Origin of the sequence: Leeuwenhoekiella sp. A2, from assembly GCF_047946655.1 — a bacterium.
In the GTDB taxonomy this organism is placed as follows: domain Bacteria; phylum Bacteroidota; class Bacteroidia; order Flavobacteriales; family Flavobacteriaceae; genus Leeuwenhoekiella.
In genome coordinates this window covers 673260-688145 of sequence record NZ_CP172311.1, presented here as the reverse complement: position 1 = coordinate 688145, position 14886 = coordinate 673260, and the positions used below count along the sequence as shown (strand labels likewise).

Sequence of the window (14886 nt, the reverse complement as noted above, 5' to 3'; positions counted from 1 at the left end):
CATATATTAAAACAAAAACGACTGCCATCTGGCAGCCGTTTTTTATATGTTTTTAACCGATTTATCCATTAATAGGACCGCTTTTTTCTTTTTCCATAGCTCCTTTTTCAGGTAATAAAGTACCTTTTATTTTAAGACTATAAGGTTCTGGTGAAGCGTTAGAGTACACCGTAATTGTTTTACGTATAGGTCCCGCAGCACGATTAGTATCATACTTAACCTCTATAACGCCACTTTCACCTGGTGCGATAGGTCCTTCTGGTTTTTTAGGAACTGTACAGCCACAAGTTGAATATACACGTGAGATGATTAATGGCTCATTTCCTGTGTTTGTAAATTTAAAACTGCGCACGCCGTCACCGCCGTGGGCAACTTCACCATAATCAATAACGTCAGTTTCAAACGTAATTTCTGCTTTTTTCTCCTGGGCTTTAACGGCAAAACCTAATAAGCCAACGAATAATAAAATTGCAAATTTTTTCATGATCTCATTTTTTAAATGAAGGATAAAAGTACTTCTATTTAACAGTTTGACCAAAAAATTAACCTTTAAAGCTAATGATCAGGTCATTGACAGCTGCCTGTACAGGCTAAAATAATAAAAACTATCAACTATATATTTATCCTTACCTTTTTTTAAAAATCCTTAGTATATAAGTACTTTTGCCCTTTAAGACAAAAATTAGACCAAAGCATGGCTTTAGCTTCAAAATATAACGCACAGGCAGTAGAGAAGAAGTGGTACGACTACTGGATGGAACATGATTTTTTTCATTCAGAACCCAATGAGAAAGAACCTTACACAATTGTAATACCGCCGCCTAATGTAACCGGGGTATTGCATATGGGGCATATGCTCAACAATACAATTCAGGATGTGTTGATACGCAGGGCCAGATTACAAGGCTATAATGCATGCTGGGTTCCTGGTACAGATCACGCTTCAATTGCAACAGAGGCTAAAGTAGTAGCTAAATTGAAGGCTGAGGGAATCAACAAAAATGATATTACGAGAGATGAGTTTCTTGTTCATGCTTGGGATTGGACGCATCAGTATGGCGGTACAATACTAGAGCAGCTTAAAAAATTGGGAGCCTCATGTGACTGGAAGCGCACAAAGTTTACAATGGATGATGAAATGTCTGAAAGTGTGATAAAAAGCTTTGTAGATCTTTTTAATAAAGGATTGATTTATCGCGGTCATCGCATGGTAAATTGGGATCCTGAAGCAAAAACCACACTATCTGATGAAGAAGTGATTCATGAAGAGCGACAGGGTTTTCTTTATTATCTAAACTACAAGATAAAAGGAAGTGATGATGTTCTAACCATAGCTACTACACGACCAGAAACAATATTTGGGGATACTGCAATATGTATTAATCCTCATGATGAACGTTTTCAGCATTTAAAAGGTAAAAAGGCGATTGTACCTATTGTAAACAGAGTTATACCTATAATTGAAGATGAATATGTTGATATAGAGTTTGGTACCGGTTGTCTTAAGGTTACACCGGCGCATGACGAGAATGATAAAATGCTGGGAGATAAGCATAATCTTGAAGTGATCGATATTTTTAATGATGACGCGAGTCTTAATGAATTCGGTCTTCATTATAAGGGGAAAGATCGCTTTGTAGTACGCAAAGAAATTACAAAAGAGCTTGAAGCAAATGGCGCTCTTATAAAAACTGAATCTCACGTTAATAAAGTGGGTACGTCAGAACGTACAAAAGCGGTTATTGAGCCTAAGCTTTCAGATCAGTGGTTCCTTAAAATGGAAGATCTGGTAAAGCCTGCAATCAAAGCCGTACTTGAGACAGAAGAGATTAAGTTGTTTCCTAAGAAATTTGATAATACATATCGCCACTGGATGGAAAACATCCGCGATTGGAATATTTCCCGTCAGTTGTGGTGGGGTCAACAAATACCAGCATACTACTTTGGTAATGGTCAGGATGATTTTGTAGTGGCAGAAAGTAAGGAAGAGGCTTTAGCTTTCGCGAAAGCTAAATCTGGCAATCCGCAGCTAACTATTGAAGATCTAAAGCAGGATGAGGATGCTCTTGATACCTGGTTCTCATCATGGCTGTGGCCTATGAGCGTTTTTGATGGTGTACGTAATCCTGATAATGAAGATTTTAAATATTACTATCCTACAAATGATCTGGTTACCGGTCCTGATATTTTATTTTTCTGGGTAGCCCGTATGATTATTTCGGGATATGAATATACAGGTAAAAAGCCTTTTTCTAATGTCTATTTAACAGGTCTAGTGCGTGATAAACAGCGCCGCAAGATGTCAAAATCTTTAGGAAATTCACCTGATGCATTAAAATTGATAGAAGATTATGGTGCAGACGGTGTGCGCGTAGGACTTTTGCTAAGTGCTCCTGCAGGTAATGATCTTATGTTTGATGAGGATCTGTGTCAACAGGGTAAATCTTTTGTAAACAAAATCTGGAATGCGTTTCGTTTAATTAAAGGCTGGGAGGTAGATGCAACAATAGATCAACCTGAAGCAAGTAAGGTGGGGTTGCAATGGTATGAAGAGCGCTTTAAACAAACCACGGCAGAGATAGAAGATCATTTTTCTAAATATCGTATAAGTGATGCGCTTATGGCTACTTATAAATTGGTTTGGGATGATTTCTGTAGCTGGTTACTGGAAATAGTTAAACCTGGTTTTGGCGAGCCTATAGATAAGGTAACTTTTGATGCGGTAATACATGCATTAGAAAATAACCTTCGCATTTTACACCCTTTTATTCCTTTTGCGAGTGAAGAGATCTGGCAGAATATTACAGAGCGCTCTCCAGAAGATGCGCTTATTGTAAATAACTGGCCAAAAACGGGGGCAATAGATGAAAAATTAATTCAGGATTTTGATCTGGCGACACAGGTAATTTCAGGAGTACGTGCAATACGAAAAGAGAAAAATATCTCATTTAAAGAAGAGCTAGAGTTGTTTGTAAGAAACACAGAGAATTTCAGCACTACCTTTAATACTATAATTACTAAGCTGGGCAATTTGTCTAAACTAGAGGAGACAACAGCTACAATGGAAGGAGCTTTGTCTTACCGAGTAAAAGCAAATGAGTACTTTATACCAATGACAGGTCTCATAGATATTGATGCAGAGATCGAGAAGATAAAAGATGAGTTGGCTTACACGCAGGGATTTTTAAAATCTGTAGATAAAAAGCTATCTAATGAGCGCTTTGTAAATAATGCGCCTGATAATGTAGTTGCCAGTGAAAAGCAGAAACAAGCTGACGCGAAAGCTAAAATAGAAGCTTTAGAGAACAGACTGGCAGCTTTAAACTAGATTTTTAAGAATAGTAGAAATTAATTAGGTATTAGGTAAGAATATATTTATTCACAAGATCAATATATTCTTCCTTTGCCTTTTCTGGAGAAACACCACGTAGTTGAATCATAGCATTATACTTAAATGCTCCTTTTAGGTCGTTTTCTTCCAGGTTCTCAAAAGGAACTATGTGATTTTCCTGAGTTGCTTTTTTGTAGTATGCATACAGCAATAGCATAATATCAGGAGCCAGACGCTTATCTGTAGACCGCGCTTTTATAGCAGCCTCTTTAAAGGCGGCATTTAGATTCTCTTTTTCCTTTTTCACCTCCTTATTTATTTGCTATAACGCTTACTGCACCTTTAACCTTCTCATTCAGCTTTACAGCTATTTTGGCATCGAGAGGTAGAAAAACATCAACTCTGGAACCAAATTTTATAAATCCGCTATCGTTTCCCTGTTTAGCAATTTCCCCTTCTTTAGCATAATTAACGATACGCTTTGCAAGAGCACCGGCTATTTGTCTGTAAAGCACATTGCCAAAAGTTTTTGTCTCAACAACCACAGTAGTGCGTTCATTTTCTTCTGAAGCCTTAGGATGCCACGCTACGAGATATTTACCCGGATGATACTTGCTGTAAACAACTTTCCCGCCTACAGGATAACGAGTGACATGTACATTTATTGGGGACATAAAAATGGAAACCTGAAGCCTTTTCTCGTTAAAGAATTCCTTTTCAAAAACTTCTTCTATTACTACCACTTTGCCATCAACAGGTGAAAGAACCTGCTGTTCATTTTCTGAAGCTAGTCGACCTGGATTTCTGAAAAATTGTAGAATAAGAAAAAGAAATACGATTAAGCCTGCAAAGATCACATACTTTATCCAGGGTGTGGCAATATAAGTATGTGCTGAAAGTAGTGCTATCAGAAAAATGACAATAGCAATTACGATTATTTTAAATCCTTCTTTATGAAACATATTCAAAAATGATTAATACCAGATATATAAAGGGGCTTGCAAAAAGTATGCTGTCAAGTCTGTCATAAAGACCGCCATGCCCAGGCATAAGTGTGCCACTGTCTTTAACACCTGCTTCCCGTTTAAGTTTAGATTCTATAAGATCCCCCAGAGTTCCTAACGTGCTCATTACTAAAGCTAATGAAAGCCAAATATTGAAATTAAGACTGTGGGTAAATTTATGAATAAAATAACTGGCTACACACGCAAAAATCAATCCGCCAAAAAAACCTTCTATTGTTTTCTTGGGTGAGATACTGGGGAATAATTTATGGCGGCCAAAACTTTTACCCACTATATAAGCAAAAGTGTCATTGGTCCAGATGAGAACGAATAAGCCGGCAACGGTGTATGGTGAGAATTCGTCTCCATGTGAGGGGAGAAGCGTTAAGAAAACAAAGCCTGATATTACATAAAACAGTGTAATATATAATTTATAAGGTTTAGACAGCCTTCTAATCTTTGTACTGAATAAATTCTTAATTAAGTAGCCACCTGTGAAAACTGTAACTCCTAAAAGGATTAGCGTTGCGGGTTTGTAGGCTTTATAATAACTAAAGAAAAGAATGAAGCCAATTAAAAGTAAGTAAGGATACCAGAACTGAAAGCTAATTAAACGTAAAAATTCACGAAGACTAATTAGACCAAAACAGAGGAATAGAAGAATGTACCATCTCTCTGAAGAAAAAATAGAAAATAACAAAATAGTTATATAAAGTAAGCCAGAAAGGGCCCTTACAACAAGTTCCCGCATACTACAAATCTTCTAGTAGTAATAAATATAAATTTTTTGCACTGCTACCGTAAGACATAAAGTCTTTAGAGCCTTCTTTAGGTTCAAAATTTTTGATAGTTGTAATATTTGTGGGTATATGCCCTGTATTTTTTTTCTTAATACCTCGCAGACCTTCACCAATATTATTTACTATTTGACTCGCAGTTGCAAAAATCACAAAATTTTGTGGTAATTCTTTAAGTTTCTTCTCTTTGATCTGGTTAGATGAAATAAGCAGGCTGCCATCATCTGCAATTAAGTTTTCACACGTAGAAAAGAAAAATGCTGAATCAGGATCTCTGCCAAAATTTAGGTTGTAACCTTTAAATTTATCTGTGAGCTTATCGTCCATGCAATACACATCCTTCTCGTACCAATCGTTCTCCAGAAGAATATTATCAAAGCTCTCGTGTAATTCATCCATGTCAAGGCAGTAAAGAAATTTACCACCATTCAAGATGAAATGCTTAGTAAAGCGCTCGTCTGCCGGAGCCTTTACATCTGGCATGTATTTACCTCTGTCATCCTTACGAATTCCGGAAGTTTCCGGTTCAGGCTTATTTTTTTGCGTAAAAAGCTTTTTAAATAGACTCATAAATGAGTGCTTAGGCAATATTTTAAGGGTTCTTTCAAATATAAAAAATCTTAACTCAACAAAATGTCAAGTTAAGACTTAATATTAACATCTTAATGTGAAAAACTAGCTTTCAGAAACCGGAGCAGGTTCTATAAGCTTGGTTTTATCATAAGGTCTTTTGCCAAAAATTTGCTCAAGATTATCTTTAAATATAACTTCCTTATCAAGAAGAAGTTCTGCTAATTGTTGCAGTTTGTCCTTATTCTCTTCCAGGATACGTATAGCACGTTGATATTGCTCTTCAATAATCTTTGAGATCTCTTTATCTATGATCTCAGCTGTTTTTTCGCTGTAAGGCTTACTAAAATTGTATTCAGACTGACCTGAAGAATCGTAATATGTAAGATTACCTACTGCGTCATTTAGACCGTAAACAGTTACCATCATACGCGCTTGCTTAGTCACTTTCTCAAGATCACTTAAGGCACCTGTTGATATTTTATCAAATGTTACTTTCTCTGCGGCTCTACCACCCATAGCAGCACACATTTCGTCAAGCATTTGTTCCGGGCGCACAATAAGTCTTTCTTCAGGAAGATACCATGCCGCACCTAATGAACGGCCGCGAGGTACAATAGTCACTTTTACAAGTGGTGCAGCGTGCTCAAGCATCCAGCTTACAGTGGCATGACCTGCCTCGTGATAAGCGATTGCTTTTTTCTCATCTGGAGTAATGATCTTATTTTTCTTCTCAAGACCACCTACAATACGGTCTACAGCGTCCAGAAAATCTTGTCGGCCTACGGCAGTTTTTTCTTGTCTGGCAGCAATTAACGCAGCCTCGTTACAGACATTAGCAATATCTGCTCCTGAAAATCCGGGAGTCTGTTTAGCCATAAATTCTGTATCAAGTTCATCAGCAACCTTTTTAAGGGGTCTTAAGTGAACTTCAAAAATTTCTTTACGCTCTCTTACATCAGGAAGATCTACGTAGATCTGTCTGTCAAAACGTCCCGCACGCATAAGAGCTTTATCAAGTACATCTGCACGGTTTGTGGCTGCAAGAACAATAACATTTGTGTTAGTGCCAAAACCGTCCATCTCGGTTAAGAGTTGGTTCAGTGTATTCTCACGCTCGTCATTTGAGCCGCTAAAATTAGCTTTACCACGTGCTCTACCTATTGCGTCAATCTCATCAATGAATATAATAGCAGGCGATTTTTCTTTTGCCTGTTTAAATAAGTCACGCACTCGAGATGCACCTACACCTACAAACATCTCAACAAAGTCTGACCCTGATAGCGAGAAGAAAGGTACTTTAGCTTCACCGGCAACAGCTTTTGCAAGTAAAGTTTTACCAGTTCCCGGAGGTCCTACGAGTAGTGCTCCTTTTGGTATCTTACCTCCCAGATTTGTGTATTTTCCAGGATTTTTAAGAAAGTCTACAATTTCCTGAACTTCCTCTTTTGCACCTTCTAATCCAGCAACATCTTTAAACGTTGTTTTAACGTCTATTTTCTCATCAAAAAGTTTAGCTTTTGATTTACCAATATTAAAAATCTGTCCACCTGCACCGCCTCCGGCACCAGAAGACATGCGACGCATGATAAATATCCAGATACCTATAATAACGGCTATGGGTAATAACGTAAGAAGCAATTCGCCCATATAATTACTTTCACTTTCAAAAGAAAGTGGAATTTTTATATTGCTTTCCTGCTCTATCTCATGTACACGATTTTGAAAGATCTGCAGGTCACCAAACTGGAACTCATAATCGGCCCCGCCTGCACCCGGTAAAAAGCCTTTACTTTCCGCTTTAGCGTGTATATCTTTCTTTTTGGCTTCGTCTGTTAAATAGACGCGAGCCATTATCTTGTTTACGATTTCTACTTTCTTAACATCCCCAGCAGCTGCGTAAGTCTCAAATTTATCTGGGGTCGTTTTTGCCGGTTCACCAAAGCCGCTTCCGCTGCCTAAGTAATTAATACCCAGGAATACCAATATTAGCGCGGTGTAAATCCACCAAGCATTAAATTTTGGTTTTTTAGGGGTGGGCTTGTTCTTTTTATCTGCCATTTACAGTTTAGTTATAATTTGTGTGTATAGAAGTTAATTTGGCATCTCCCCAAAGACTTTCTATATCGTAATATTCTCTAATATGTTTTTGAAATACATGAACTACAATATGAACGTAATCCATCAATACCCATTCGGCATTTTGAAGTCCTTCAACGTGCCATGGTTTATCTTTTAATTTTTTACTTACTACTTTTTGAACCGAATTGACTATCGCTGCAACCTGCGTGTTAGATGTACCATTGCAGATTATGAAGTAGTCACAAACCATATTTTCTATTTCTCTTAGATCTAAAATATCAATATCCTGTCCCTTTACTTCCTCGATTCCCTCTAAAATAGTTGTTATGAGCTGGTCTGTCCCCTCTTCTTTTTTTGACATTAAATTTTTTTTATTTACGCAAAGTTATTACAATTTTGTTTTATAAGGATTTTCAGATTGAAGATTTAATCTATTCATTCTCTATATGCACATTGTCAAACTTAATGCCACAGGTTCTACTAACACTTATTTAAGGGAATTCTGTCGTGATCTAAATGTTACAGAAGATATACTGGCCTATGCCGTAGAGCAAACTGCGGGTAAGGGTCAAATGGGTACAGGGTGGGAGGCAGAACCCGGCAAAAACCTTACTTTCAGCGTGTTTAGAAAGGTTAAGGTGATACCTGTAAATCAACAATTTTACATCACAATGGCAACCTCTCTGGCAATATATGAGTTGCTCGAGCAACTGGGGATTGAGAAAGTGAGTGTAAAATGGCCTAACGACATATTGGCAGGAAAAGAAAAGATATGCGGCGTTCTAATAGAAAGTGTTATCAAGAACGGCAGACTGGACGCTGTGATAATAGGAGTAGGGCTTAATGTAAATCAAACCGTCTTTCAATATGCACCGCGTGCTACCTCATTAAAATTGCAAACCGCGTTAGAATATGATCTGGAAAATTTACTAGATAAACTCATCAAACAGTTCTATAAGTATGTTGATCTGCTTATGGAAGGAAAATTTGATGAGTTAAAATCCAGTTATGAAGAAAAACTATTTAGAAAAGGTGTTCCTTCCGCATTTAAAGATGGTGATAACCTACCCTTTAATGGTATTATTAATGGCGTTTCAGATCAAGGCAGGCTTGTAGTGCTTCTAGAAGATGACACTCAGGCAGAATACGATCTTAAACAAATAGAACTTCTATATTAGATATTCTGCAGGTTTGTAGCCAGTGTCTCTATAAATTTTTTGATAGGTGATTTGATCATCATGCTGATCATTGGGTTAAATTCTCCTTCAAATAACAATTGTACTTCACTTGATCCTGCTGTAAGTTCTTTAATTTCAGAAATAAGTGTGAATGGTAATTTGTCGCTAGCAGCACCCAGAACAACTTTATTAAAAGGTACTTTGTCTTTTAATTCCAGAACAATTTCCGGCATTCCTTTTAGAGCAAAAAGAAAACGAGTATCGCTTAAAATTTCAAATTTCTGAATATTATCAGGCATTAGACGTTCGTAGTTTTCCACTTTTATAAGAAAATTATAAATCTCTTCTGGTGTTTTTTCTACAACGGTAACCGGGCTTTCTAGATTCATTCTTGTTATATGTTAGGCTTGCGCCAAATTTCAAATTATTTTGATTTTTTTTTATTTATTTGACAATTCCCGTCCATTTATCTGGACTCAGTCGCCACTCCTGCAAGGTAAGTTTTTCCTTTTCAGAAATATAACGGGTATCAAGTGCTTGCTCTAATAAATGATTATAATCACTTAGCGTATGCAATTGTACATCATGCTTTTTAAAATTATCATCGGCTATATCAAAGCCATAAGTAAAAATTGCGAGCATACCTTTAACGTGGGCGCCAGCTTCTTTAAGAGCTTCTACAGCCATTAAACTGCTATTGCCGGTACTTATTAGATCTTCTACAACCACTACATTTTGCCCAGATTCAAGTTGACCTTCTATCTGGTTTTGTCTGCCGTGTTTTTTAGCTTCCGGTCTTACATATACAAAAGGGAGATTAAGATAATCTGCCACTAGCATGCCTATTCCTATCGCTCCCGTAGCAACACCTGCGATCACATCTGGCTTGCCGTACAGGGTTTCTATTTGTCTGGCCATATTCTCACGTATGTAATTACGTATCTGTGGATATGACAAGGTTATGCGGTTATCGCAGTAAATAGGAGACCTCCAACCGCTGGCCCATGTAAAAGGGTTTTGTGGTTGTAATTTAATTGCATTAATTTGCAGCAATAACTCAGCAGTTTTTTTAGCTGTTTCCTTTTTTAAGACCATGGTGCAAATGTATAAAGTTTTTGTAAATGATGTGCCCATTATTCTTTCGACAGAAAAGTACATCGGTAAAAACTACACCTCTATACCTATAAAACGGGCTAAGCTGAAAAACATCATCAGGCAGGTGAGTTCTGGCCAGCTTACACATATCAATCTGTATCATCCCAAAGAGAAAAAGCTTCTTAAAACACTTAAGAAGAAACTTCCGCTTGTTATAGCCGGTGGCGGCATGGTTCATAACGATAAAGGTGAGATCCTTTTCATTTACAGAAATGGTAAGTGGGATCTGCCTAAGGGTAAACTTGAGAAAAACGAGACCATAGAAGAGTGTGCCATTCGCGAGGTGTGGGAAGAAACCGGCGCAGAAGGTCTTCAAATAGAAAGCTATCTTACAACTACATACCACATTTTTAAGCGTAACAATAAGTTTAAGCTCAAGGAAACTATCTGGTATAACATGACCACAGATTACAAAGGTGTTCTTGAACCTGAACCTAGTGAAGGCATCAAAAAAGTGAAGTGGAAGAATTTTGAAAAGGCTCAAAAAGCACTTACTAAGTCTTACGAAAACATAAAACTCCTTTTCCCTAAAGAATATTTAATTACTAATCCTAAAGACAGGGTAGCGTAGGTGCGCTTTCTCATAATTAGGAGAGTGCTTATGCAACAAGTCTAATTGTGCGTACCAGCTTTCGCGAAAGCTTTCATCGGCGGCTTTTTTGTCTTCAAATTTCTTTTTAAGGTCTGCATTATTATTTAAAAGTTCTAGCGCTTTATCTTCCCAGACGTAAGGTGAGAAGCCTTCTTTTTGCTGAAGAATAGTGTCAAAATAATTCCAGTTAAAGAAAGAATCTGCAGCTGCTGGTTCAAGAGTTTCTATTAAATAGCGCAGCCCCAATTGTGCGGTATTGACAATAAAATCTCCTTTTCTAAAAGTTATATTCTCAACCGTTTCCTCAACATTGGTGTCGTAATGTTGATAATGCCCCTCGTATGGAGAAGTTCTTGTTTTAAAATCGGCAATGTGATATACAGAAACCGCCATAGTAGTATCTTTTTGAATGCGCTCAAGCTTAATGTCATTTTCGCGTAAGCGGTCTATCACATTGTGCCAACCCTGCGGAATGATATAACTTTTTGGAACCGTCACAGAAGCTGTGGCTTTAAAATTGTCATAGTAGCTGATTTTTCGCTCAAATGGCCGATTTCTGTTATATTTTAACCGATTTTTCCCGGTGATTTCGCTAGTCATTGTTTCGCCTTCAAAGCCTTTAAAGGTAAATTTGGTGACCTTGCTGCTGTCAACTGCAAAAGCGATATTGTACGATTTTCCCGTTTCTGCACCCGATTTTAGTATCGTATTGGCGGCTTTTCGCATTTCGGTTATTTTATCGCCATCTTTCTCTACAATCTCGATCATATTGCGCATAAGTTCGTAAGTGCCTTCTACGCGAGGTTTGTAAGGTTTAAGCATATGTGTTTCTACCATCATCCCTACGGTGTTCCACAAGGTCGTATACCCTGTAGAATACCGCGGGAAATCCATAAACTGAGAAAATCCGGTTTCAGGCACTTGATTAAAAACATTCACATACGGCGTGATGTCCCACTTCTCTGCAGCCAGTCTTTGTTCTAGTTGCGGTTGCAGATCGTTATGTACATAATCTCCCAGTTCGCCACCCAACTTATCATGCTGGGTAAAAAGATGTGTCAACGTATATTGATAATCGGCACCGTTGCTCACATGATTATCTATAAATACATCAGGATTGATCATGTGATAGATATCTGCAAATGTTCTGGCATTGCGCGTGTCTGCTTTAATAAAATCTCGATTGAGATCATAATTGCGCGCGTTACCGCGAAAACCATATTCTTCCGGGCCATTTTGATTTGTACGGCTGGTACTGTTTCTGTTAAGAGCACCGCCTATGTTATAAAGTGCGATCGTGCCTATCCATACATTTTTAGGTGTTTCTATTTTACCTGAAGCTAAATCGCGCATAAGCAACATGGTCGCGTCTATGCCGTCAGGCTCACCGGGATGAATACCATTATTTATAAGCAAACGAGTGACTTGCATATCGTCTGCAAATTCTGAATCAAATGTGCGATCTGGATTAAAAGTAACTAAGGTCAAGGGGTAACCGCTGTCTGTAGAACCAATTTCATACGTTTTTATAGAGATGTAAGCTTCATCAAGATCGTGGTAGAATTTTATAACCTCATCATAAGTCGCCGTTTGTTTGCCTTCGCTCTTTTCAAAACGAGTGGTCAGGTCATAATCGGCTGGATTGTTTTTTTCGGCACAGGAAATAAAAAATACGCTTAAAGCGAAAAGAAATATGTTTTTCATGAGAGGTTTTAGATTGTGCGATAAAAATAGGGAATATTTAGAAGTGTGGAGTAGGAGGGAAGAAGAGAGAGAATTTGGAAGAGAGAAGTCCGAAGTCCGAAGAAAGAAGTTTGAAGAAAGAAGTTAGACGGATGTTTTTAATATGTGTAAAGGGAATATAAGTGGCACTTCGACAAGCTCAGTGTGACTGTTAGACTTCTATTTTGTGCTAAATTATTAGCTGTGATTAGACTTATTCAAAAAATGGTCTGTATTGCATCACTCTAAAGTCGAAGGTTGTGAATTCTGGATCTTCATCTTTAATTTTTTTATAAAGAGCCATGCTGCCTATCGCCCGGTTTGCAGCGCCAGAAGGTGCGGTAAGTGAAACTGTGGTAATTATGCGTGACGGATTTTTTGCCTCCGGAAGTTGAAATTGATGTACGCGAGGCACTCCTTTATTTACCGCTTTAAGCGAAATGTTATGTTTTTTCGCCAGACGGCGAAAGAAATATTCCGGGCCGTTTTTACTGTTGCCACCAGTGAATAACAATGTGTCGATCTGGGGATATTCTTGCAGGTATTTGATAAGCGGGCGCAACTCTACTTCCTGCATCCCCAGATCTGAAGCATCTATTTTATCCCGCCTGGCTGAATTGACCACATCACAAATACCTATTTTACGATCAATCAAAAAATCATAGCGTTGCTGTACCGCTGCGTCAGAATTATCATAAAGCAAGTTAAGATCAAACATTTTATCGAGAATGGGCCACAGCATACCATTACGGCTTCCGTAGCAAAAATCTACGTCATCAATGAGTAGTTCTCTGCTGGTAAAGCGCGGTGGTGGGAGGGTGCCTACTATAAGTTTGGTCGCATTCTCAAGATTAAAAGGTTTATAGGGATGTTTATGGTGAAACATACTTTAAATGCTGAATTTTAGTATTTGAAGGCGCAAGTTCGTCAATGAAAATGAAAATTTGAGCCAATTTTGACCTCAAAAAGCCCGATTTTTAGCCTAATTCTTCCACTTTATATTGCAGCCTATGCTTGGTTTTTGATGCGTGCTTTGTTTCCGGCTATTGAGGAGATTATCAAGTGCTTCGCGTAAATCTCTGCCATTCACGGGAATGCCATTGCCCGGGCGGGAATCATCTAACTGGCCTCTGTAAACCAGTTCTAGTTCTGCATCAAAAAGATAAAAATCTGGTGTGCATGCAGCATCGTAAGCTTTTGCCACTTCCTGACTTTCATCATATAAATAGGGAAAAGTAAAGTTGTTTTTTAATGCATTCTCACGCATTAAAAGTGGGTGGTCTAAAGGGTAATTCTCAATGTCATTACTGCTAATTGCCACAAAACCAAAACCAAGAACGCGGTAATCATTTGCGACACGCACTATCTCATCATTAACGTGTTTTACAAAAGGGCAATGGTTGCAGATGAACATAACTACCGTGCCACGTTCTCCCATAACATCATGTATCGATACATTGTTTTTAGTAACTGTATCAAATAATTTAAAGTATGGGGCTTTAGTACCCAAAGGCAGCATATTAGAAGGAGTATTTGCCATTGTATTTATTTCTATTCTATGAGTCTTAGTAAAACAGCTAAAGTTACAAATACTAAAGTTGTTTTAAAGTTTTGTAGCTGCTCGTTAAGCTTTGTATTTTTATTAAAAACCAATCAACATGAAAAATACATATTCGTCATTATCAGTCGCGATAGAAGATTTACAGCGCAAAGGATACGATACAGATTTTAATCTGGTAGATGAAGGCATAGAATCTAAGCATCTTAAGAAAACATGGGACGCAGGCCAGATAGAAGTAGAGAATGCCTTTCGTTTTGAAGGTTTCACAAATCCGGGAGATAATTCGGTTTTATATGTTATCAATACGCATGATGATATAAAAGGCTTGCTTGTTGATGCTTACGGTGCATATAGCGGCCAGATTTCTAAAGAAATGATAGAAAAACTGCGTATAGAGCATTATTAAATACAGCAATAAATCGGCTTAAAATAGCCAAAATCGGTTTAAAACAATAAAAAATCGGCTTCTTTTCAGGAGCCGATTTTCGCATTTAAAACACTGTTGTATTAACCCATCATTCTTCGCCCAATCTTATTGGGCTTAGGTCTTTACTTTCTTCTTCAGAATACATTCTTGATTTGATCACAAATCTCACTCCCAGCGGAATTTCTAAGGAGAAACTCGCACCACGACCACTTGTGACATCTACGGTGAGTTGTGTATGCTTCCAGTATTCAAATTGGTCGTTAGACATATAAAAATCACAACCATGAATGGTGCCTAAGAAAATATCATTTTCATTAAGCATGAGTTCTCCTTTTGGGAAACACATAGGCGATGAACCATCGCAGCAACCACCACTCTGGTGAAACATGAGCTCGCCATGTTGCTCCCGTAATTTATCAATCACTTCTTTAGCTGCATCTGTTGCCTTTACGCGTTGCGTCATAATT

General features: G+C 37.9%; 17 protein-coding genes. 4 read left to right on the top strand and 13 right to left on the bottom strand.

Features of this window, described 5'->3' with window-relative positions:
- Positions 1 to 61 precede the first annotated feature (61 nt).
- Positions 62 to 484 (bottom strand): DUF1573 domain-containing protein, encoded by a 423-nt coding sequence (locus ACH3PA_RS03020; protein ID WP_416440606.1) that lies wholly within the window; start codon positions 482 to 484, stop codon positions 62 to 64.
- A 210-nt stretch (positions 485 to 694) separates the two neighbouring features.
- On the opposite strand from ACH3PA_RS03020, the gene ACH3PA_RS03015 reads away from it, so the two are divergent.
- The gene (locus ACH3PA_RS03015) at positions 695 to 3328 is read left to right on the top strand and encodes a valine--tRNA ligase (protein ID WP_416440608.1); all 2634 of its coding nucleotides are present in this window, start codon (positions 695 to 697) and stop codon (positions 3326 to 3328) included.
- Between the two features lie 31 nt (positions 3329 to 3359).
- Here ACH3PA_RS03015 and ACH3PA_RS03010 read toward each other — a convergent pair whose 3' ends face one another.
- From ACH3PA_RS03010 to rsfS, 6 genes are all read right to left on the bottom strand, one after another.
- Positions 3360 to 3638 (bottom strand): acyl-CoA-binding protein, encoded by a 279-nt coding sequence (locus tag ACH3PA_RS03010; protein WP_416440610.1) that lies wholly within the window; start codon positions 3636 to 3638, stop codon positions 3360 to 3362.
- A gap of 4 nt (positions 3639 to 3642) precedes the next feature.
- Entirely contained in the window at positions 3643 to 4293 is a 651-nt protein-coding gene (locus ACH3PA_RS03005; RefSeq protein ID WP_416440612.1) for a phosphatidylserine decarboxylase family protein, read from the bottom strand.
- Positions 4283 to 5086 carry a phosphatidate cytidylyltransferase gene (locus ACH3PA_RS03000; RefSeq protein ID WP_416440614.1) on the bottom strand — a complete coding sequence of 268 codons (804 nt, stop codon included), beginning with the start codon at positions 5084 to 5086 and terminating at the stop codon, positions 4283 to 4285. The genes ACH3PA_RS03005 and ACH3PA_RS03000 overlap by 11 nt, the downstream gene beginning before the upstream one ends.
- Before the next feature lies 1 nt (position 5087).
- On the bottom strand, positions 5088 to 5702 hold the full coding sequence (locus ACH3PA_RS02995; RefSeq protein ID WP_416440616.1) for an LUD domain-containing protein: 615 nt from the start codon (positions 5700 to 5702) through the stop codon (positions 5088 to 5090).
- A gap of 105 nt (positions 5703 to 5807) precedes the next feature.
- A complete protein-coding gene (ftsH, locus tag ACH3PA_RS02990) occupies positions 5808 to 7763 on the bottom strand; it encodes an ATP-dependent zinc metalloprotease FtsH (RefSeq protein WP_416440618.1) in 1956 nt (651 codons plus the stop codon).
- Between the two features lie 7 nt (positions 7764 to 7770).
- Positions 7771 to 8145, bottom strand: a complete 375-nt coding sequence (gene rsfS / locus ACH3PA_RS02985; protein ID WP_416440620.1) for a ribosome silencing factor — start codon at positions 8143 to 8145, stop codon at positions 7771 to 7773.
- A gap of 85 nt (positions 8146 to 8230) precedes the next feature.
- Here rsfS and ACH3PA_RS02980 point away from each other — a divergent pair, with 85 nt between their 5' ends.
- Complete coding sequence (locus ACH3PA_RS02980; RefSeq protein WP_416440622.1) at positions 8231 to 8962, top strand: biotin--[acetyl-CoA-carboxylase] ligase; 732 nt, start codon at positions 8231 to 8233, stop codon at positions 8960 to 8962.
- On the opposite strand, the gene ACH3PA_RS02975 is transcribed toward ACH3PA_RS02980, so the two are convergent.
- Both ACH3PA_RS02975 and pyrE read right to left on the bottom strand, forming a co-directional pair.
- The gene (locus ACH3PA_RS02975; RefSeq protein ID WP_416440624.1) at positions 8959 to 9351 is read right to left on the bottom strand and encodes an SRPBCC family protein; all 393 of its coding nucleotides are present in this window, start codon (positions 9349 to 9351) and stop codon (positions 8959 to 8961) included. The two genes, ACH3PA_RS02980 and ACH3PA_RS02975, sit on opposite strands and share 4 nt — an antisense overlap.
- 55 nt (positions 9352 to 9406) lie before the next feature.
- Positions 9407 to 10057: an orotate phosphoribosyltransferase gene (gene pyrE / locus ACH3PA_RS02970; RefSeq protein ID WP_416440626.1), complete on the bottom strand. Its 651-nt coding sequence runs from the start codon at positions 10055 to 10057 to the stop codon at positions 9407 to 9409.
- A 7-nt stretch (positions 10058 to 10064) separates the two neighbouring features.
- On the opposite strand from pyrE, the gene ACH3PA_RS02965 reads away from it, so the two are divergent.
- Positions 10065 to 10688, top strand: a complete 624-nt coding sequence (locus ACH3PA_RS02965; protein ID WP_416440628.1) for an NUDIX hydrolase — start codon at positions 10065 to 10067, stop codon at positions 10686 to 10688.
- On the opposite strand, the gene ACH3PA_RS02960 is transcribed toward ACH3PA_RS02965, so the two are convergent.
- From ACH3PA_RS02960 to ACH3PA_RS02950, 3 genes are all read right to left on the bottom strand, one after another.
- Complete coding sequence (locus tag ACH3PA_RS02960; protein ID WP_416448414.1) at positions 10656 to 12413, bottom strand: M14 family metallopeptidase; 1758 nt, start codon at positions 12411 to 12413, stop codon at positions 10656 to 10658. The two genes, ACH3PA_RS02965 and ACH3PA_RS02960, sit on opposite strands and share 33 nt — an antisense overlap.
- Before the next feature lie 232 nt (positions 12414 to 12645).
- On the bottom strand, positions 12646 to 13317 hold the full coding sequence (locus ACH3PA_RS02955) for a uracil-DNA glycosylase family protein (RefSeq protein ID WP_416440632.1): 672 nt from the start codon (positions 13315 to 13317) through the stop codon (positions 12646 to 12648).
- A gap of 96 nt (positions 13318 to 13413) precedes the next feature.
- A complete protein-coding gene (locus ACH3PA_RS02950) occupies positions 13414 to 13971 on the bottom strand; it encodes a thioredoxin family protein (protein WP_416440634.1) in 558 nt (185 codons plus the stop codon).
- 118 nt (positions 13972 to 14089) lie between these two features.
- On the opposite strand from ACH3PA_RS02950, the gene ACH3PA_RS02945 reads away from it, so the two are divergent.
- Positions 14090 to 14398: a phosphoribosylpyrophosphate synthetase gene (locus tag ACH3PA_RS02945; protein WP_416440636.1), complete on the top strand. Its 309-nt coding sequence runs from the start codon at positions 14090 to 14092 to the stop codon at positions 14396 to 14398.
- 109 nt (positions 14399 to 14507) lie between these two features.
- Here the strand turns inward: ACH3PA_RS02945 and ACH3PA_RS02940 are convergent, their stop codons facing one another.
- A complete protein-coding gene (locus ACH3PA_RS02940) occupies positions 14508 to 14882 on the bottom strand; it encodes a DUF779 domain-containing protein (protein ID WP_416440638.1) in 375 nt (124 codons plus the stop codon).
- Positions 14883 to 14886 lie beyond the last annotated feature (4 nt).